This window comes from Hephaestia sp. MAHUQ-44, assembly GCF_023806085.1.
GTDB lineage: Bacteria > Pseudomonadota > Alphaproteobacteria > Sphingomonadales > Sphingomonadaceae > Sphingomonas.
On sequence record NZ_JAMSLX010000012.1, the window covers coordinates 25,075 to 42,622 of the forward strand.

Annotated in this window: 20 protein-coding genes; 9 read left to right on the forward strand and 11 right to left on the reverse strand. The window is 65.8% G+C overall.

Annotation, left to right across the window (positions count from 1 at the left end; all coding sequences use genetic code 11):
• Positions 1–23: 23 nt before the first annotated feature.
• Positions 24–1,217: an LPS export ABC transporter permease LptF gene (gene lptF / locus NFE57_RS12750; RefSeq protein WP_252135969.1), complete on the forward strand. Its 1,194-nt coding sequence runs from the start codon at positions 24–26 to the stop codon at positions 1,215–1,217.
• Positions 1,214–2,311: an LPS export ABC transporter permease LptG gene (lptG, locus tag NFE57_RS12755; RefSeq protein WP_252135970.1), complete on the forward strand. Its 1,098-nt coding sequence runs from the start codon at positions 1,214–1,216 to the stop codon at positions 2,309–2,311. Before lptF ends, lptG begins: the two co-directional genes overlap by 4 nt.
• Positions 2,312–2,376: 65 nt before the next feature.
• On the opposite strand, the gene NFE57_RS12760 is transcribed toward lptG, so the two are convergent.
• Positions 2,377–3,465, reverse strand: a complete 1,089-nt coding sequence (locus NFE57_RS12760) for a fatty acid desaturase family protein (RefSeq protein ID WP_252135971.1) — start codon at positions 3,463–3,465, stop codon at positions 2,377–2,379.
• Between the two features lie 228 nt (positions 3,466–3,693).
• On the opposite strand from NFE57_RS12760, the gene NFE57_RS12765 reads away from it, so the two are divergent.
• Positions 3,694–4,848: an N-acetyltransferase gene (locus tag NFE57_RS12765; protein ID WP_252135972.1), complete on the forward strand. Its 1,155-nt coding sequence runs from the start codon at positions 3,694–3,696 to the stop codon at positions 4,846–4,848.
• Between the two features lie 35 nt (positions 4,849–4,883).
• Positions 4,884–5,438 (forward strand): dCTP deaminase, encoded by a 555-nt coding sequence (gene dcd, locus NFE57_RS12770; RefSeq protein WP_252135973.1) that lies wholly within the window; start codon positions 4,884–4,886, stop codon positions 5,436–5,438.
• A 179-nt stretch (positions 5,439–5,617) separates the two neighbouring features.
• Here the strand turns inward: dcd and NFE57_RS12775 are convergent, their stop codons facing one another.
• From NFE57_RS12775 to NFE57_RS12790, 4 genes are all read right to left on the reverse strand, one after another.
• Positions 5,618–6,046, reverse strand: coding sequence for an ExbD/TolR family protein (locus NFE57_RS12775; RefSeq protein ID WP_252135974.1), 429 nt, complete (start codon positions 6,044–6,046; stop codon positions 5,618–5,620).
• 26 nt (positions 6,047–6,072) lie between these two features.
• Positions 6,073–6,555, reverse strand: a complete 483-nt coding sequence (locus tag NFE57_RS12780) for an ExbD/TolR family protein (protein ID WP_252135975.1) — start codon at positions 6,553–6,555, stop codon at positions 6,073–6,075.
• Between the two features lie 90 nt (positions 6,556–6,645).
• A complete protein-coding gene (locus NFE57_RS12785) occupies positions 6,646–7,419 on the reverse strand; it encodes a MotA/TolQ/ExbB proton channel family protein (RefSeq protein WP_252135976.1) in 774 nt (257 codons plus the stop codon).
• A gap of 95 nt (positions 7,420–7,514) precedes the next feature.
• Positions 7,515–8,177, reverse strand: coding sequence for an energy transducer TonB (locus NFE57_RS12790; protein ID WP_252135977.1), 663 nt, complete (start codon positions 8,175–8,177; stop codon positions 7,515–7,517).
• Positions 8,178–8,512: 335 nt separating this feature from the next.
• On the opposite strand from NFE57_RS12790, the gene NFE57_RS12795 reads away from it, so the two are divergent.
• Positions 8,513–9,259 carry a hypothetical protein gene (locus NFE57_RS12795; protein WP_252135978.1) on the forward strand — a complete coding sequence of 249 codons (747 nt, stop codon included), beginning with the start codon at positions 8,513–8,515 and terminating at the stop codon, positions 9,257–9,259.
• A 45-nt stretch (positions 9,260–9,304) separates the two neighbouring features.
• On the opposite strand, the gene NFE57_RS12800 is transcribed toward NFE57_RS12795, so the two are convergent.
• Complete coding sequence (locus tag NFE57_RS12800) at positions 9,305–9,676, reverse strand: dihydroneopterin aldolase (protein WP_252135979.1); 372 nt, start codon at positions 9,674–9,676, stop codon at positions 9,305–9,307.
• A gap of 92 nt (positions 9,677–9,768) precedes the next feature.
• A complete protein-coding gene (locus NFE57_RS12805; RefSeq protein ID WP_252135980.1) occupies positions 9,769–10,401 on the reverse strand; it encodes a glutathione S-transferase family protein in 633 nt (210 codons plus the stop codon).
• A 103-nt stretch (positions 10,402–10,504) separates the two neighbouring features.
• On the opposite strand from NFE57_RS12805, the gene NFE57_RS12810 reads away from it, so the two are divergent.
• The 4 genes from NFE57_RS12810 to NFE57_RS12825 all read left to right on the forward strand — a co-directional run bounded on the left by NFE57_RS12810 (position 10,505) and on the right by NFE57_RS12825 (position 13,453).
• Entirely contained in the window at positions 10,505–11,011 is a 507-nt protein-coding gene (locus NFE57_RS12810) for a GNAT family N-acetyltransferase (protein WP_252135981.1), read from the forward strand.
• An 89-nt stretch (positions 11,012–11,100) separates the two neighbouring features.
• The gene (locus NFE57_RS12815; protein ID WP_252135982.1) at positions 11,101–11,664 is read left to right on the forward strand and encodes a DUF1285 domain-containing protein; all 564 of its coding nucleotides are present in this window, start codon (positions 11,101–11,103) and stop codon (positions 11,662–11,664) included.
• Positions 11,661–12,263, forward strand: a complete 603-nt coding sequence (locus NFE57_RS12820; RefSeq protein ID WP_252135983.1) for a CoA pyrophosphatase — start codon at positions 11,661–11,663, stop codon at positions 12,261–12,263. The genes NFE57_RS12815 and NFE57_RS12820 overlap by 4 nt, the downstream gene beginning before the upstream one ends.
• Positions 12,251–13,453, forward strand: coding sequence for a CCA tRNA nucleotidyltransferase (locus NFE57_RS12825; protein ID WP_252135984.1), 1,203 nt, complete (start codon positions 12,251–12,253; stop codon positions 13,451–13,453). The genes NFE57_RS12820 and NFE57_RS12825 overlap by 13 nt, the downstream gene beginning before the upstream one ends.
• Here NFE57_RS12825 and NFE57_RS12830 read toward each other — a convergent pair.
• The 4 genes from NFE57_RS12830 to NFE57_RS12845 form a co-directional block, all read right to left on the reverse strand.
• Entirely contained in the window at positions 13,417–15,033 is a 1,617-nt protein-coding gene (locus tag NFE57_RS12830) for a putative bifunctional diguanylate cyclase/phosphodiesterase (protein ID WP_252136030.1), read from the reverse strand. The two genes, NFE57_RS12825 and NFE57_RS12830, sit on opposite strands and share 37 nt — an antisense overlap.
• A gap of 149 nt (positions 15,034–15,182) precedes the next feature.
• Entirely contained in the window at positions 15,183–16,397 is a 1,215-nt protein-coding gene (kynU, locus tag NFE57_RS12835) for a kynureninase (RefSeq protein WP_252136031.1), read from the reverse strand.
• A 2-nt stretch (positions 16,398–16,399) separates the two neighbouring features.
• The gene (locus NFE57_RS12840; RefSeq protein ID WP_252135985.1) at positions 16,400–17,260 is read right to left on the reverse strand and encodes an alpha/beta hydrolase; all 861 of its coding nucleotides are present in this window, start codon (positions 17,258–17,260) and stop codon (positions 16,400–16,402) included.
• A gap of 94 nt (positions 17,261–17,354) precedes the next feature.
• Positions 17,355–17,543 (reverse strand): hypothetical protein, encoded by a 189-nt coding sequence (locus tag NFE57_RS12845; protein ID WP_252135986.1) that lies wholly within the window; start codon positions 17,541–17,543, stop codon positions 17,355–17,357.
• Positions 17,544–17,548: the final 5 nt, after the last annotated feature.

Genomic DNA, 17,548 nt, shown 5'->3' on the forward strand with positions numbered 1-17,548 from the left:
TCGGGACCACCGGCGCGACCGCCATGAAATCGATCGATCGCTATCTGGCCCGACTGATTGCGGTGCCGCTGATTTCGACATTGCTGATCGCGGCGATGCTGCTCGTACTCGATCGGATGCTGAGGTTGTTCGAATTCGTCGCGACCGAGGGTGGGCCGATCAGCGTCGTGTGGCGGATGCTCGCCAATCTGCTGCCCGAATATCTGGGGCTGGGCATCCCGATCGGATTGCTGCTCGGGATCATGCTCGCCTTCCGGCGGCTCGCCACCTCGTCCGAACTCGACGTGATGCGCGGCCTCGGCATGAGCTATGGGCGGCTGTTGCGCGTGCCGATGCTCTACGCGCTGGTGCTGGCGGCGCTCAACCTCGCGATCGTCGGCTATATTCAACCCTATGCGCGCTTCCAGTACGAGCGGCTGCGCTTCGAGCTGCGTTCAGGCGCGCTCGGCGCATCGATCAAGGTCGGCGAGTTCACCCATTTCGGCAAGGACATGACGCTGCGTATCGAGCGCAGCCGCGACGAAGGCCGGCAACTTTCGGGCATCTTCGTCCATGCCGACACCAAATCGGGCAGTTCCTATTCGGCCAATGCCGAACGCGGGCAATTCCTCGGCACCGATGATCCCGATGTCATCATCTTCCGCCTCACCAACGGCACGCTGGTCAACGATGCGCCGGGCTATCGCACGCCGCGGGTGCTCACTTTCACGTCGCACGACCTGCCGATCAACCTGCCCAAGTTCGAGACTTTCCGCGCGCGCGGTGGCCGCAACCTCGAACGCACGCTACCCGAGCTGGTGCGTTTCGGCCGTGATCGGGACGCATCCGAAGAGGTGCGTGCCACCTCGCGCGCCGAATTCCATTTCCGCATCGCCGAGGTCGCGACGATGCTGCTGCTGCCGTTGCTCGCGGTCTCGCTCGGGGTACCGCCCAAGCGATCGACCTCGGCGCTTGGCGTGTTCCTGGGCATCGTGATGATCGTGAGCTACCACAAGGTGAACCAATATGCCGCCGACATCGGCGGTCTCGGCCGGATCGATCCGGTCATCGCCTTGTGGACGCCGTTCGTGATCTTCGCGGCGCTGATCCTGTGGATGTACCACACGATCGCCTACGTCCCCGGCGGCCAGCCGATCGGTGCACTCGAACGCGGCTTCGCCAAGCTCGCCAAAGCGGTGACGCGATTGCTGCCCGGCCGGCGCAAGGCGCGCGCATGAGCCAGGCGAGCTTCTTTCCGTCGCGCACCGTGGCCTTCTACATGGTGCGGATGTTCCTGGTGCGGACGTTCGTGATCGTCGCGGCGCTGGTGCTGGTGCTCCAGATGCTCGACCTGCTGAGCGAATCGGGCGACATCCTTGCAGTGCCGGGCAACGACCAAAGCGAGGTGTGGCGCTATGTATCGTTGCGCGCGCCCCAGATCATCGCCTTCGTGCTACCCTTCTCGGTGCTGCTCGGGACGATCGTCACGCTCGCGACGATGAACCAGAACAGCGAGGTGATCGCGCTCAAGGCAGCCGGGCTGTCGGCGCATCAGGTGCTCGCGCCGCTGATCCTCGCAGGGCTCGCGGTATCGGCGATCTCGTTCACGTTCAACGACCGCATCCTCGCGCGCGCCAGCGCGACGCTCGATCAGTGGAAGGCGGTCGAATATGGGCCGTTGCCGATCGACCGGGGCGACCGCTCGAACGTCTGGGTGCGCGACGGCGACGATCTGATCCGCGTCGGCCAGATCCGTGGCCGCGGCGATGCGGCGCAACTCGGCACCATCACCGTCTACGATCGCACCGACGGGCGGTTGACGCGTGTGCTCTCGGCACCCCGCGGCACGCGCGACGGCGACGGCTGGCGGATCGGCCCGGTCAGGAGTTTCGAGGTCGCGAACGGGGCGCTGACCCATCACGACAGCCTGGTGATCGGCCACGGCGTCCGGCCCGATCAGTTCACCCTGTCGAACATCAATACCGACGGGCTCTCGTTCGGTGCGCTCAAGGAAGCGATCGACGATCTCAACGCGGCGGGGCGGCCCACCAAGGCGCTCGAGGGCGCGCTGTGGCATAAATTGTCGGGCCCGCTCTCGTCGATGCTGATGCCGATCCTCGGTGCAGTGGCGGCGTTCGGGCTGGCGCGATCGGGCAAATTGTTCGTCCGCGCGGTGATCGGCATGGGGCTGGGCTTCGCCTATTTCGTCGCCGACAATTTCGCGCTCGCGATGGGCAGCCTCGGGGCCTACCCACCCTTCCTCGCCGCCTGGGCGCCGTTCCTGCTGTTCCTGATGATCGGCGAAGCCGTGCTGATCAGGACGGAGGAATAGGTTTATCTGCTGATGTGGCCCGCTCCCGCCCGATCTGGAGGTGGGGGAGCGGCCGGGGCCGCCAATCAGCCAAGCCGCATCGTGCTCCGGGCGATCTTGGCGATCAGCCCCGGCATCCCCTTGTAGCTCGCCTTGTGATAGGGCGATCCCTCGTCCACCGCGGCAGTGATGCGGCGGTGCGCCTCGCCCAGCGCGTGATACGGCACCCCCGGCAGCAGATGGTGCAACGCGTGGTAACGCAGCCCCACCGGCGCCCACAGCACCGGCAGCGTCGCCGGCGGCGGCACGTTGACCGAATCGAGATATTGCGCGGTCACGCTCATCGGTTCGCCGTCATTCTCCCACAGATGCGCGACCAGCGTCCGTACCTGATTGAGCAAGGCGACCCCCGACGAGACCACAAGAATGATCGCAAACGCCTTGAGCGGGATCACCCCCGTCGCGACCAAGGCGATCAGCGCGATCGCCCACACGCTCGCCGCCGCCTCGGTGCGGTGCCACAGCCGCTTGGCCTCGCCTTCGGGCGCGCGGCGGCGGAAGTGCGGGTTGATCGCCAGCGCCGAATAACGCTCGACCACCAGCGTGCGCAGCCCCGGCACGATCGCCGAGATCGGTGCCAGGATCGCATAACGGATCAGCAGCCCCACCGGCGCCAGCGCCGCGATCACGATGAACGCCGGCAGCGTCCATGGCTTCATCAGCGCGAGCGGCAGATATTCGGGATCGTCGACCGTGCCGTAGCGCGTCTTGGCGTGGTGCAGATTGTGGACGCCCTCGTACATGAACGACGGCGTCAGCATCGGCACGCCGACCAACGCGTTCCAGCCGAGCCGGAAGCCGGGCATCACACTGTGCTTCAGATGCGTCAGTTCGTGGATGAAGCTGAGCGCGCGATACAATGCGATCACCGCCACCACACCCGCCGCAACCGCCCAGCCGCCCGTCAGCATGAGCGCACCGGCAAGCGCGATATAACCGACCGTCACCGATGCCAGCAGATCGGCCCAATAGAGGCGCGGACGCGGTGCATGGAGATCACGCGTCAACTCCGCCGCGGCGCGCAGCATCGCCTTGTCGTCGGCGATCCGCAGCCGCGGCGTCGGCGCAGCCTCGGCCGTCGCGCGCCGCGCGTTCAGGGGAAGCGTCGTGTTCATAAGCGATTCCATTGGCGGGAAATAGTGGCGCGAGCGTGGCGTTGCCAGTGCCAGATCGCCACAGTTCGCCGACTTTGATCGATCAAGGCGATTACCGGCGTCGATCAGTGATTGCCGCACGTCGGCTGGAGGGGATGGCGAACCGGTGCGGCGTAAACATCAAGCGAGGCCTCGTCTTCGCCATCTTCGCCCGCTAAAGCGCGGCGATCCAGCATCGAAAGGCAGCCCGTGGCCAGCACCCCGACGATCCGTCCCGTCCTCACCCAGGCCGATCGCAAGGCGTTCGTCGACCTGCCCTTCCGGCTCTATCGGGACGATCCGAACTGGGTGCCGCCACTCAAGAGCGAGGCGCTGGGGCTGATCACGCCCGCCAAGAACGGCTGGTTCAGCCATGCCGACGCGCAACTCTTCCTCGCCGAGCGCGACGGGCAGGTGGTCGGACGCATTTCGGCGCATATCGACACGCTGGCGCAGACCATGCCCGCCGATCAGGGCTTCGGCCCCGGCTGCGGCCAGTTCGGGCTGATGGAGGCCGAAAGCGAAGCGATCTTCACCGCGCTGCTCGCCACCGCCGAAGCCTGGCTGCGCGACCGCGCGATCACGCGCGTGATCGGGCCGATCAGCATGTCGATCTGGGAAGAGCCGGGACTGCTGATCGAGGGCTATGATCACCCGCCGACGATCATGATGGGGCACGCCAAGCCCGCCTATCGCGGCTGGATCGAGCGCGCCGGCTTCACCCCCGCCAAGCAATTGATGACCTACGATCTGGATATCACCCAGGAATTTCCGCCGATCGTCAAACGCATCATCCAATCGGGTGAGCGCAACGATCGCATCGTCGTCCGCAAGGTCGACAAATCCCGGTTCGAGCACGAGGCCGCGATCATCCTCGCGATCCTCAACGATGCCTGGTCGCACAATTGGGGGTTCGTGCCACTGACCCAGCCCGAGATCGACGATGTCGGCAAGAAGCTGAAGCCGATCGTCTTCAACGATCTGATCCGCATCGCCGAACTCGATGGTCGGCCGGTGGCGTTCATGATCACGCTGCCCGATCTCAACGAAGCGATCAAACCGCTGGGAGGCAGCCTGCTGCCGTTCGGCTGGGCCAAATTGCTCTGGTGGCTGCGCAAGCCCCGCGTGCGCACGATGCGCGTCCCGCTGATGGGCGTGGTCAAGGACCTGCAATCGTCGCGGATCGCGAGCCAGCTTGCTTTCATGATGATCGAATATATCCGCCGCGCGTCGCTTGCCCATTACGGCGCGACGCGTGGGGAGATCGGCTGGATTCTCGACGACAATCAGGGCATGCGCGCGATCGCCGAGACGATCGATAGCCGCGTCAACAAAGTGTATCAGATCTACGAGAAAGCGCTGTGACGCGCCTTTCGCCCATCAAGCCGGAGACGAAGTGAATGTCGATCATGTCCGACCGCTGGATTCGCGACGCCGCGCTCAACCGCGCCATGATCGAGCCGTTCGTGGACGGCCAGCGCAATGCGGGCACGATCAGCTACGGCTTGTCGTCCTACGGCTATGACGCGCGCGTCGCCGACGAATTCAAGATCTTCACCAATGTCGACAGCGCCGTCGTCGACCCCAAGGATTTCGCCGCGAACAGCTTCGTCGACCGCAAGACCGACGTGTGCGTCATCCCGCCCAACAGTTTCGCGCTCGCCCGCACGGTGGAATATTTCCGCGTGCCTGACGATATCCTCGTCATCTGCCTCGGCAAATCGACCTATGCGCGCTGTGGGATCATCGTCAACGTGACCCCGCTCGAGCCGGGCTGGGAAGGCCATGTCACGCTCGAATTCTCGAACACGACGCCGCTGCCCGCCAGGATCTACGCCAATGAAGGCGCGTGCCAGTTCCTGTTCCTGCAAGGCAACGAACCCTGCGAGACCACCTATGCCGATCGCGCGGGCAAATATATGCGCCAGCGCGGCGTTACGCTGCCCAAGCTGTAGCGCGGGTGCAGGCTGAGCCGAGCCGCTTTGCCCGATCAATCCTTACAACCACCCGGACCGCGCCGACACGCGCCTGCCGGCCTTGGCCGCGGAGCGTATGACGCCCGCGCGAGACGATATAAAAAAAAGGGCGGCCCGAGGGCCGCCCTGCTTCGTGCCGTCGCTGGCGCGAAAAGAGGTTAGAAATCGCGAGCATATTGCTCGTTGCCGATAAAGCCAAGCTTCGTCACGCCCGAGCGCTTGATGATCGCCAGCACGGCATCGACCTTCGCGTATTGCGCGTTACGATCGGGCTGAAAATGAAGCTCGGGTTCGGGATTCATCGTCGTCGTCTGGTCGAGATACTGACGCAACGTCACCTCGTCGACCGGCGATCCGTTCCACGCCACCACGCCCGCAGGATCGATCGAGATCTTGTTCTTGTCGGGCTCGATCGGGTTCTGCTGCTGGTTGGGGTCGTTCTGCGGCAGATCGACCTTCACGGCGTGGGTTTGAACCGGGATGGTGATGATGAACATGATGAGGAGCACGAGCATGACGTCGATCAACGGCGTCGTGTTCATTTCCATCATCGGTTCGCCGTCATCGCGGCCACCACTCATTGCCATTTCGTCTTAACTCCTGTCCCTCGGGCTCACATGCGCACCGTGACACCACCCGGGGGCGGCTCAGAAATGAAGCCCACGCGCGCGAAGCCGGCCATCTGCATGGTGTAGATCGCGCCGCCGATGCAATGATACGGCGTGTTCACGTCACCCCTGATATGGGCCTCGGGAAGCTCGAGGTCGGGCGCATTGACGCCACCCTGACGGTCGATCTCCAGCTTGAGCTTGTCGACCGCCATCTTGAGCAGATCCTCGCTCGTGACCTTGGTCATGTTCCAATAGACTTCGCAATCCCCCGCGGCCCCGGCCTTGATCGAGAGCGACACGTTCTCGGGCTTGGTCGTGGTCGGATCGAAGCGAACATCGGGCAGCTTGACCGGCACCGACTGAATCACGACCGGAATCGCGATCAGGAACACGATGAGCAACACCAACATGACGTCCGTTAGCGGAACGACGTTGATTTCCGACATTGGGGTTTCGGTGGCATCCCCACCAACGCTCACTGCCATTGAGAGCTATCCTCTGCAATCTTGGTCGCCGCAGGACGATCCTGCGACGCATGCGGCCGGTATCGTCGAGCGATACCGGCCTTTATCGTCTTACGAACGCTTCTGCGCAGCAGCGCCCGCAGCCGCCGGCTTCGCGGCAGGAGCAGCGGCCGCCTTGACCGTCGGCTTCACCGAACCGGCCGACGACAGATAGCCGAGCACGTCGTTGGAGAAGGACGACAGATCTTCCGCGATCGTCTTGTTGCGGCGCTGCAGCCAGTTGTACGCCAGCACCGCCGGCACCGCGACGACGAGGCCGAGCGCGGTCATGATGAGCGCTTCACCCACCGGACCGGCAACCGCGTCGATCGACGCCTGACCGGCCGCACCGATCTTGATCAGCGCGCGATAAATGCCGACCACGGTCCCGAACAGACCGATGAACGGCGCGGTGGCGCCGACGGTGGCGAGAAACGGAAGGCCCGAGCTGAGCTTCGAGTTGATCGAGGCTTCCGAGCGCGACAGCGAATTGTGCACCCACTCATGGGCTTCGATCGGATCGGTCAGCTGGCCATGCTGGTCCTGCGCGGCGAGGCCGTCATCGACGATCTGCTTGAACGCGGAGTTCTTCTCGAGCTTGGCAGCCGCCTCGCGCAGGTTGGGCGAGTTCCAGAAGGTCTGGCGGACGCGCTTGGCCTGGTTGATGATCTTCTGCTGCTCGAACAGCTTGGTGAACAGGATGTAAAACGACACGATCGACATCAGAACGAGGACCGCGAAGGTCGACTGCGCGATGATACCACCCTGCTGAAGGGCGGGGATGAGACCGTACGGGTTTTCGCCCTGGGGGGCCGCGGCGCCCGCGGCAAGAATGGTCGTGAGCATTTGGCGTTCTTCCTTGTTAGATCAATATTTCGAGCTGGAGATCGGGTCGCAGGGGGGCAGCGCGATCGCCATCCCCCCGCTCCCGAAACCGGTGATCAGCCAGTCAACTTCCACGTGACCGATTGGGTGAGCGAATCCGAAATCGGATTGCCGTTGTGGTCCTTCGCCGGCGTGAACCGCACCCGCGAACGGAAGATGCGACACGTTGTATCGTCGAGCGAATCGTTGCCGCTCGATGACGTCACCGTACAGTCGGTAACCTTACCATCGGTCCCCACCGTAAGGCGGACGCGCGTGGTGCCTTCGGCATTCTCGCGCTTCGCCTGCGACGGATAGTTGTCCGGCCCGAAGAATCGGCCCGCATTTCCTCGAATCTTTGCAGATTCATCGACTCGCGGCGGCGGCGGCGCTGGCGGCGCTGGCGGCACGGCGATCGGCGTTGGCACGTACACCTTGGGGGGTGTCGGCACAGTGTTCATAATAACCGTCGGCGCGCGCGGCGTCATCACGATCGGCGGCGGCGACACCACGGGCGGTGGCGTCATCGGCTGGTCCGGCGGTGGCGGGGGCGGCGGTTCATCCGGCGGTGGCGGGGGCGGGGGCTCGACGTCGAACGTATTCAACTTCTCCGAAACCTTTTTGACGTACTGGTACGCCAGGCCGGTTACGAAGGCATAGCCGAGCGCAACGTGGAGCAGGCCAACGATCACCAGCGCCACCACGCGACTTCCGCTCGCATTCCTATCAGCGTAGGCCATTCAGAAACGACACTCCTCAATCCCAATGACAGGTCCGGCTGTACTTTTGTGCGATCCCGTCAGGCCGACCATTCTCAATCGAGGCTAAACCAGCCCGTCAGAGATCGCGAGTCTCTATCGACACCAATCGCCGGACGCAACGCCTTGTCTGACGTAATAAACGTTCAAACCGCGTCCCGTAGAATTATTTCTGTATAGAGTGATTGGTATCGCGTAACGTTCCAGGCATGTTTTACGCTTCTCGAACGCTCCTCGCGGCGACCGCCGCAGCCACCCTTCTCGTCACCCCCGCCGTTGGACAAAATGCTGTTCAGCCGGGAGGATACGCGGTTTCCATGCCACGTTATGCGGACTTCGCCGATCTCGTGCTGGCGGCACCGATGATCGTCGATGCCGCGATCGACAGCGCGGTTCGAATCAAAGGTGACGAAGCGATCGGCGTCGCCCCCGGAATGATGAGATTTTATATCAATGCCCAGGTCCAGACCTTGATCCGGGGATCGCAAGGCATCCCCAAAAAGGTCGGCTACATCGTCGACGTTCCGCTCGATTCGCTGGGTAAAGCCCCCAAATTGAAGAAGTTGCGAGTACTGCTGTTCGCCCGGCCGGTCGCGAATCGCCCCGATCAGCTTCAATTGGTCGCCCCCGACGCCCAGCGCCGCTGGTCGCCCGCCGCCGATGGGCTGGTACGCCAGATCGTCCGCGAATCCGTCGCGGCCGACGCGCCACCGGTCATCACCGGCGTCGGCAACGCTTTCTATGTACCCGGATCGCTGCCCGGCGAAGGCGAGACCCAGATCTTCCTCGGGACCGCCGACGGCAGCCCGGTGTCGCTCAACGTGCTGAGCCGCCCGGGCGAACAGAAACAATGGGCCGTGGCGCTGAGCGAGATCGTCGACGACGCCGCGGCCCCGCCCGCGCCAAACACCTTGCTATGGTATCGCCTCGCCTGCGCGCTGCCGCCCGAACTACCCCAATCCAGCGTTGATTCGGCCGATCCTGCCAATGCGCGGCAGGCCCGCGCCGATTATCGGTATGTGCTGCGCGCGCTCGGCGCGTGCGATCGAACCCCGTCTTACTGAGCGCATTACCGGGCGCGCGGCCGGGACTGGCCCGGCCGCGCCGAATCAGCCCCGGTGGCGAATCAGCGTGATTCCGATCGATTCGCCCGCCTCGGCGATCGCAAGCTTGACGATCTTAACCGCGACACGCGCGACGCGCTTGTCCTGGAGAAACAGCGTCTCGGCGATATAATCGGCCACGCCTTCGATCAGGGTGAAATGCCGCCCCTGCGGCAGATCGGTCGCCGCCCGCTTCAGATCGAGATAGTTCTTCGATTCGCTCAGCGGCGTATCGGGGGTGTAACGATCGGGGCAATCGAGATCGACCGTCAACGAAATCCTGAGCGGCTGCGGCAGATGCGTCTCCTCCGAATAGATACCGGTGAGCACCGGCACTTCGAGATCGTGCACTTCGAGCTGGAGACGGTCACGCTGCATGGCGCGGCCCTTAGGCCTGCGATCGGCAAACGGCAACGGGCGTGACGCATGTTCGGACAAGCCCCCCGGCGCCGCGTTCCCGAACAGGCCTTTCAGGCCGCTGCGCTCGGCCGTGCCGAGGCGGCCGCGTGCCAGCGGGCGATATTGCCATAGGCGTCGGGCACCGCGAGCCGAACGGCGCGGGCGAAGTCGATCGTCACCAATGCCGTGATGTCCGCAAAGCTATAGGTGCCGCCCGCGATCCAGTCGGTCTCGCCAAGCCGCGCCTCGAGCCCCTCGACAAACGCGTTCCACATGATCGCCCCGCGTGTCGCCAGTTCGGGAATCTGGGGAATCGGCGGCCATTTGCCAGAGGCGGCGCGATCCTTGAACGCCTCGCGGCTGTTGCGGAACGCATAGACCACGGCGGTATAGCCATCATTCTCGATCCGGCGCGTCCAGGATTCGATCCGCGCGATTTCGACCGGCGTGGCCCCGAAGAGCGATGGTTCGGGTTGGAGCGCTTCGAAATAGCGGCAGATTGCCGCCGATTCGCAGATCACCTCGCCATCATCGAGTTCCAGCGCGGGCACCGCGCCGCGCGCATTGATTGCCAGATAGGCATCGCCGCGCTGCTCGTCACTACGCAGATCGACCATCACGCGCTCGATCTCGATTCCCTTTTCGGCGAGAAAGATGCGCACCCGGCGCGGGCTGGGCGCCCATTCGGCATCGTAAAGCTTCATCCCGATCACCGCCCTTTCGCGATTCGCGCTTGCCAGAACGTCCTGTAGAGCTAAAGCGCGCCGCCCCGGCCGTCCATTGCGCCGGCTCTGAAGGACATGCCCGGTGCCGCAGTTCGTGCCCCTTGCCGAGATCGATGATGCCGCCGTCGAGCATTTGCTCGACCGCGCCTTCGGCAGCGATCGGCACACACGAACCGCCTATAAGGTCCGCGAGCACACCGCTCCGATCGCGGCGCTCAGCCTCGCGCTGGTCGACGGCGACGCGCTGATCGGCACGATCCAGTGCTGGCCGGTGGCGCTCACCGACGACGATGGCCGCGTCTGGCCGATGGTCATGGTCGGGCCGGTTGCCATCGATCCGCCGCGACAGCAACGCGGGCTCGGCCATAGGCTGATGGAACAGATGCTCACCGCGGCCACCGCGATCGGTGCGAGCGAGCGGCTGATGCTGGTCGGCGACCCCGAATATTACGGCCGCTTTTTTGGTTTTACCGCCGATCGGACGAGCGCCTGGCGCCTGCCGGGGCCGGTCGATCGCCACCGCCTGCTCGCGCGCGGCGCCGAGATCCCCGATCGGCCCGGCCTGCTCGGCCCACACACCGAAAACTGAGGGGCGTTTCGGGAAAGCCGGCAATTGTGCGCGCTGCCGGACCGTCCCTGAGCTTTACGCATCCGCGCGGCTCGCCTACCCAGCGGCCGATGCCGATGCCCGCCCCACCTGCGTTCGCCGCCTTGTCGCTCGATGCGATCGGTGCGTTTGCGCGCGATCGCCGGTTACCCCCGGTCGATCAATGGCACCCCACGCATTGCGGCGACAGCGAGATGCGTATCGCCGCCGACGGTACCTGGTTCCACCAGGGGAGCCCGATCGCCCGCCCCGAAATGGTGCGGCTGTTCGCGACCATCCTGCGGCGTGAGCCCGATGGCAGCTATGTGCTGGTGACCCCCACCGAAATGCTGACGATCGCCGTCGACGACGCCCCCTTCGTCGCCGTCGAGATGAAGGCCGAGGGCGACGGCGCACAGGCCCGGCTCGCCTTCCGGCTCAACACCGATGACATGATAACCGCCGGGCCCGACAACCCGCTGCGTCTCGTCCACGGCGCCGACGGGCCCCGCCCCTATCTCCATGTGCGCGGCGGCCTCGATGCGCTGATCGCGCGGCCGGTGTTCTACGATCTCGCCGAGCGCGCGCTGGCCGGCAGCGACACCCCCGCCGGGGTATGGAGCAACGGCGCTTTCTTCGCCCTGGATGCCCCATGATGCTGGTCGATCGTCTACGCAGCGCGCTCCACCACCCCGCCGAGGACATCGTGCTGCTCGCGGGCGACGAGCGTGACGATGATCGGCGCGGTCGCGGCGGCTCGATCATGCCCGCCGCGGTGCTCGTGCCGGTCACCGATCGCACCGAACCCGGCGTGATCCTGACCCGCCGCACCGACACGCTGAGCCACCACGCCGGGCAGATCGCCTTCCCCGGCGGGCGGATCGATTCCGACGATGCCAACGCGACCGCCGCCGCGTTGCGCGAGGCCGAAGAGGAAATCGCGCTGCCCCGCGACCTGGTGACGGTGATCGGCGCGGCCGACCGTTATCGGACGATCACCGGCTTCGAGGTGACGCCGATCGTCGGCGTGGTGCCGACCGATCTGGTGCTGATCCCGCACGAGGCCGAGGTCGCCGAAGTGTTCGAAGTGCCGCTCGCGTTTCTGCTCGACGGTGCCAACCACATCGAGGCGACGGTCGAATGGCAGGGCCGCGACCGGCATTATTACGAGATCAACTGGGACGACCACCGCATCTGGGGCGCGACCGCGGCAATGATCGTCAACCTGTCGCGGCGGCTGCGATGGACCTCGTGACGCTCCCCGACGCCGATTGGCGGCAGCGCGCGGACATGGTGGCGCTGGCCGATGTTCTCGGCGCCGGCGCGGGCGAGACGCGCGTCGTCGGCGGCGCGGTGCGCGATACCTTGCTCGGGCTCGTCGTCGCCGATGTCGATCTGGCGACCCGCCACCCGCCGCAGACGGTGCTCGATCGGCTGCGCAAAGCGGGCATCAAGGCAGTGCCCACCGGCCTTGCGCACGGCACGGTCACCGCGGTGCTCGCCAGCGGACCGGTCGAGGTGACGACGCTGCGCCGCGACGTCGCGACCGACGGCCGCCACGCGATCGTCGATTATACCGACGATTGGCGCGAGGATGCGGCCCGGCGCGATTTCACGATCAACGCGCTCTACGCCGATCCGTCGACGGGCAAGCTGTTCGATTATTTCGACGGGCTCGCCGATCTCGTGGCACGGCGCGTGCGCTTCATCGGCGATCCGCTGGAACGCATCGCCGAGGATCATTTGCGCATCCTGCGTTATTTCCGCTTCCACGCCCGGTTCGGCGACACGCCCGATACCGCCGGGCTCGATGCCTGCACCGCGCGCGCCAACGACCTGATGGCGCTGTCACGCGAGCGGATCGCGATGGAATTGAGCAAGCTGCTGGTCGCGCGGGGGGCAGTCCCGGTGGTGCGGCTGATGCTGACGCGCGGCATTTTCGCGCCGATCGTGCCCGAAATCGATGCCGACGGCGTCGACCGGCTCGCGCGGCTCGCCGATGCCGAGGCGGCCGCCGCGATTGCCCCCGATCCGGTCCGGCGGCTCGCGGCGCTCTTGCCGCCGACGCCCGAGACCGCCGACCCGATCGCCGCGCGGCTCAAGCTCTCCAACGCCGATCGCAAACGGCTCTCCGCCGCCCTGACGCCGATCGACGAGGCGACCGGCGTCGCGCTCGCCTATCGCCGCGGCACGAGCGGCGCGATCGATGCGCTATTGCTCGCGGACAGCCCGGCGGCGGCAGCGCGGCTTGTCGGCCGGGAACCGCCGCGCCTGCCCGTCGGCGGCGGCGCGCTGGTACGACGCGGCATCAAGGCCGGGCCCGATGTGGCGCGGCTGTTGCGGCAGATCGAACGCCAGTGGATCGACGAGAGCTTCCCGCCCGCCGATCGCGTCGAACAACTCGCCGATCAGGCCGCCGAGGAATGGTTGCGCGCGATCAGGTGAGCGTACGCCGCGTCGGGATCGAGCGCGCGCGCAAAAGCATAGCCCTGACCGTAAGTGCAGCCCAGCGCGGTGAGCGTCTGCGCGAGTTCGAGCGTCTCGACGCCCTCGGCGGTGGTCTTCATGCCCAGCGCCTGCGCGAGGCTGAGGATCGCGCGCACGATCGCCACCTTGTCGCGATCGGCGAGCAGCCCGATGACGAAGCTCTGGTCGATCTTGAGCGCATCGATCGGGAGTTTTTGCAGATAGGCCAGGTTCGAATAGCCGGTGCCGAAATCGTCCATCGCCAGCGTGCAGCCGATTTCCTTGAGCGCGTGCATCGCGCGCGCGATCCGATCGGGATCGGTGATGAACGCGCTCTCGGTGAGTTCGAGTGTCAGGCGTTCGCCGGTCAGCCCGCTCGATTCGACCACGCGCTCGACCACCGACGCGATATCGTCGCGCTGGAGCTGGATCGCCGACAGATTGACCGCGACGCGCACCCCGCAATCGCCGCCCGAGCGCGCATCCCATTCGGCCAGCGTCGCCGCCGCTTTGTCGAGCGCCCAGCGCCCCAGCGGCACGATCAGCCCCGATTCCTCGGCAACGGGAATGAAATCGGCCGGCGGATGCGCAATCCCCCGCTCGTCGATCCAGCGCGACAGCGCTTCGAACCCCATCACCCGGCCGGTGCCGAGATCGCAGATCGGCTGGAAGCTGAGCCGCAGATCGCCATTGTCGAGCGCGCGGCGCAGCGCGGTTTCCATCTCGAATTGTTCGTGGACCAGCGTGAGCGCGCGCGGGTGATAGGCCTCGACCAGCCCACTCGTCTTGGATCGTTTCACCGCGAATTGCGCGTGGCGAATCAGCACATCGGGATCGTCGAGACACGCCGTGCCGAACGCCACCCCGATCGCGCAGTCGATATGGAATTCAAGATCGGACAGGCGGAACGGCGTCGCCAGCGCGCCGCGAATACGTTCGGCGACACGATCGGCTTCGGCCGCTTCCTCGTCGATCGTCATCAGGATGCCGAATTCGTCGCCGCCGAGCCGCGCCAGCGTATCGCGGGCGCGCAGCGCGCCCTTGATCCGGCGGGCAACGGTAATCAGCAATTCGTCACCAGCCAGCGCGCCCAGGCAGGCATTGACGCGGCTGAACCGGTCAAGATCGACCACCAGCACCGCGCACGATGCCGCGCGCCCCGCCTCGATCATCGATTCGAGCCGGTCGGAAAAGCCGGCGCGATTGGGCAGGCCGGTCAGGCTGTCGGTCAGCATCTCGCGGCGCAAATGCTGCTCGGTGCGCACCTCGGCGGTCCGATCGATCAACGTCGCGAGGCAGCGTGTCCGCCCGAAATGGTGCGCCCGCGCCAGCGTAACGTTGTAATGGCGGCATTCGACCGGGTCGCCCGCCTGCCAGGCGATGTCGTGCAGATCGCCGTCCGATGCGAGGAAACCCTCGATCTCGGCGCCCAGCGTGCCGACCAGCGCCGATGGGCCACGCTCAAGCGCGAAGCCGGCATCGTGAAACGCCCGGTTGGAAGCCTCGATCGTCAGACGGCCATCGACAAGGGCAAACAACGCGACCGGAACCGGCAGCATATTGAGCCTGCGCGCGCTCTCCGCCGGCTCCAGAATCGTTCCCGATTCCGTCCGGCTGGTTGCGCCCCCCGCGCAATCGAGCTTTTCGAGCGCCATCAGATCAGCGCTTAGGGCGATTGGGTTAATAGCGTGCTAAACCGAACGCCCGATCAGGTCACTTTTTGACGAATTGCATAACGCGGCGACCGAAACGTTCCGCTGCCCATGATGTCGGTGAAAATCGCACCGGCACGCACGATATCCTCGAAACCGAGATAGAGCGGGGTCAAGCCGAAGCGCACGATATCGGGATCGCGGAAATCGCCGATCACCCCGCGCTCGATCAAAGCCTGGCAGATCGCATACGCATCAGCGTGACGGAAACTGATATGGCTGCCACGCGCGGCGGGATCGCGCGGCGTGACGCAGTCCAGCGCCATCGCATCGCCCACCGCGGCAAGCGTTTCGAACAAGGCCGCGCTCTTGGCCTCGATCAGCGCCATATCGGCCTCGAGCGCGAGATCGACCCCGGTTTCGAGTCCGGCCAGCCCAAGGATCGGCGGCGTCCCCGCGAGCCAGCGATCGATCCCCGGCGCCGGGCGATAACCATCCTCGAACGCGAACGGTGCGGCATGCCCCATCCAGCCCGACAGCGGGTTGGCGAGCGTGCTTTGCCAGCGCTCGGCGACATAGAGAAACGCCGGTGCGCCCGGCCCGCCGTTCAAATATTTATACCCGCAACCAACCGCGAGATCGGCACCCGCGCCAGCCAGATCGATCGCGACCGCGCCGGTCGAATGGCTGAGATCCCACAACACCAGCGCCCCGGCGTCGTGCGCGCGCGCGCTCCACGCCGCCATGTCGAAACGGTCGGCGGTCTTGTAGTGGACATGCGTCAGCAGCAGCACCGCGGTATCGTCGCCAAGCGCGTCGGCGAGCGCATCGCGCGGCACCGCGTTCAGACGCGCACCGGGAACGCACCCGACCGCGCCCTCGGCGATGTGAAGATCGGTGTGGAAATTGCCGGTCTCGCTGACGATCGTGCTGCGCGCCGGATCATGGCGCAGCGCGGCGACGAGTAGCTTGAACAGGTTCGCCGAGGTCGAATCGGCCACGATCACCTCGCCCGGCCTGGCGCCGATCAGCCGCGCGATCTTGGCACCGACGCGGCGCGGGGCCTCGATCCAGCCCTCGTTCCAGCTCCGGATCAGCCGCTCGCCCCATTGGCGCCGGACGAGATCGTCGAGCACCGCCGGGGTTGCGCGCGGCAGCGGCCCCAGCGAATTGCCGTCGAGATAGAGCATGCCGTCGGGCAGCAGAAAGCGATCCCGAAAGCGCCGCAGCGGATCGGCGGCGTCGCGCGCCCGCGCTTCGTCGAGCGTCATCATCATGCGAATGCCCCCGCGATCAGTGCCTTGGCTGTCGCCCATGCCGCGCTGCCGGGTGCGATCAATTCGACATGCCCGGTCGCCGCAATTTCATGGAGCGCCACCGGATCGCCCGCTGCCCGCGCCTGATCGGCATAAGCGGTGCCAAAGCGGAACGGGACGATCCTGTCCTCGCGGCCATTGATCAGATCCTGCGGCACCCCGAGCGGCAACAGCCGGGGCACCGAGGTATCGGCATAGCGATCGGGCCGCGCGTCGGTCGCCGCACCAACCAGGTCCGCCACCACATCGGTGCCGCACCCATTGTCCGGGCTCGCCGCAACCGCCTCGAGATCGGGCATCCCGCCGAGCGCGACGACATGATCGATCCGCAATGGATCGCCCCCCGCGAGCACGCTTCCCGCCGGCAGGTTGCGCCGTGCCGCAAGCCACAAGGCCAGATGCGCGCCCGCCGAATGCCCGACCGCAACGATCCGGCGCAGGTCGAACGCGAAGGGCACAGCATGATCGCGCAGGGCATCCGCCGCGCGCGCCGCATCAAGGAAAATGCCCGGATAAGCGCCCCCGGCACGATCGACACCACGATAATCGATGTTCCACACCGCATAGCCCGCATCGCGCAGGTCGGCGGCGACCCAATCCATCAGTGACCGATCGGCGATCGCGGTCTGCCAGCACCCGCCATGCACCATCAGCACGGTCCTGAACGGGCCGGCGCCGGCGGGACGCCACACGTCGACCACCTGCAGCCGATCGTCGCCATAAGCGATCGTCGCATCGGCGCGCGATCGGGGGCGGCGGGTGAGATCGTCCCACGTCATCGACGCGGGCACCGGGCGTGCGCGGCCCGGCGGTGTCATCGGGCAGCCCGTCGCCACGAAAGGAACAGCACGATCGATCGGATCATGCCCTTCCCTACCCCGCCACCGGCGGTGCGCCAATCCTCCGCGGTGTTTAGCGGAAGGCAGAAAAGCGGGTGTCACGCACGTGCTGCCGCTCCCACGGCGCCGCGAAGCGCCGCGCGGTGAGGCGCGCGAAACCATGGTCGAGCACCGTGAGCGAGTCACGCACCAGCGTCGCGATATTCGCGGCAAACCGGCCGCGATACTGGGTCCAGATCGGACTGTTGAAATCGTTATTCATCACAA

What these genes read in the sequence shown, in the direction of transcription:
- lptF (WP_252135969.1), top strand. Translation starts at nt 24, where the DNA reads ATGAAATCGATCGATCGCTATCTGGCCCGACTGATTGCGGTGCCGCTG.
- lptG (WP_252135970.1), top strand. Translation starts at nt 1,214, where the DNA reads ATGAGCCAGGCGAGCTTCTTTCCGTCGCGCACCGTGGCCTTCTACATG.
- NFE57_RS12760 (WP_252135971.1), bottom strand. Translation starts at nt 3,465, where the DNA reads ATGAACACGACGCTTCCCCTGAACGCGCGGCGCGCGACGGCCGAGGCT.
- dcd (WP_252135973.1), top strand. Translation starts at nt 4,884, where the DNA reads ATGTCGATCATGTCCGACCGCTGGATTCGCGACGCCGCGCTCAACCGC.
- NFE57_RS12775 (WP_252135974.1), bottom strand. Translation starts at nt 6,046, where the DNA reads ATGGCAATGAGTGGTGGCCGCGATGACGGCGAACCGATGATGGAAATG.
- NFE57_RS12780 (WP_252135975.1), bottom strand. Translation starts at nt 6,555, where the DNA reads ATGGCAGTGAGCGTTGGTGGGGATGCCACCGAAACCCCAATGTCGGAA.
- NFE57_RS12785 (WP_252135976.1), bottom strand. Translation starts at nt 7,419, where the DNA reads ATGCTCACGACCATTCTTGCCGCGGGCGCCGCGGCCCCCCAGGGCGAA.
- NFE57_RS12790 (WP_252135977.1), bottom strand. Translation starts at nt 8,177, where the DNA reads ATGGCCTACGCTGATAGGAATGCGAGCGGAAGTCGCGTGGTGGCGCTG.
- NFE57_RS12795 (WP_252135978.1), top strand. Translation starts at nt 8,513, where the DNA reads ATGCCACGTTATGCGGACTTCGCCGATCTCGTGCTGGCGGCACCGATG.
- NFE57_RS12800 (WP_252135979.1), bottom strand. Translation starts at nt 9,676, where the DNA reads ATGCAGCGTGACCGTCTCCAGCTCGAAGTGCACGATCTCGAAGTGCCG.
- NFE57_RS12805 (WP_252135980.1), bottom strand. Translation starts at nt 10,401, where the DNA reads ATGAAGCTTTACGATGCCGAATGGGCGCCCAGCCCGCGCCGGGTGCGC.
- NFE57_RS12815 (WP_252135982.1), top strand. Translation starts at nt 11,101, where the DNA reads ATGCCGATGCCCGCCCCACCTGCGTTCGCCGCCTTGTCGCTCGATGCG.
- NFE57_RS12820 (WP_252135983.1), top strand. Translation starts at nt 11,661, where the DNA reads ATGATGCTGGTCGATCGTCTACGCAGCGCGCTCCACCACCCCGCCGAG.
- NFE57_RS12825 (WP_252135984.1), top strand. Translation starts at nt 12,251, where the DNA reads ATGGACCTCGTGACGCTCCCCGACGCCGATTGGCGGCAGCGCGCGGAC.
- NFE57_RS12830 (WP_252136030.1), bottom strand. Translation starts at nt 15,033, where the DNA reads ATGCTGCCGGTTCCGGTCGCGTTGTTTGCCCTTGTCGATGGCCGTCTG.
- kynU (WP_252136031.1), bottom strand. Translation starts at nt 16,397, where the DNA reads ATGACGCTCGACGAAGCGCGGGCGCGCGACGCCGCCGATCCGCTGCGG.
- NFE57_RS12840 (WP_252135985.1), bottom strand. Translation starts at nt 17,260, where the DNA reads ATGACACCGCCGGGCCGCGCACGCCCGGTGCCCGCGTCGATGACGTGG.
- NFE57_RS12845 (WP_252135986.1), bottom strand. Translation starts at nt 17,543, where the DNA reads ATGAATAACGATTTCAACAGTCCGATCTGGACCCAGTATCGCGGCCGG.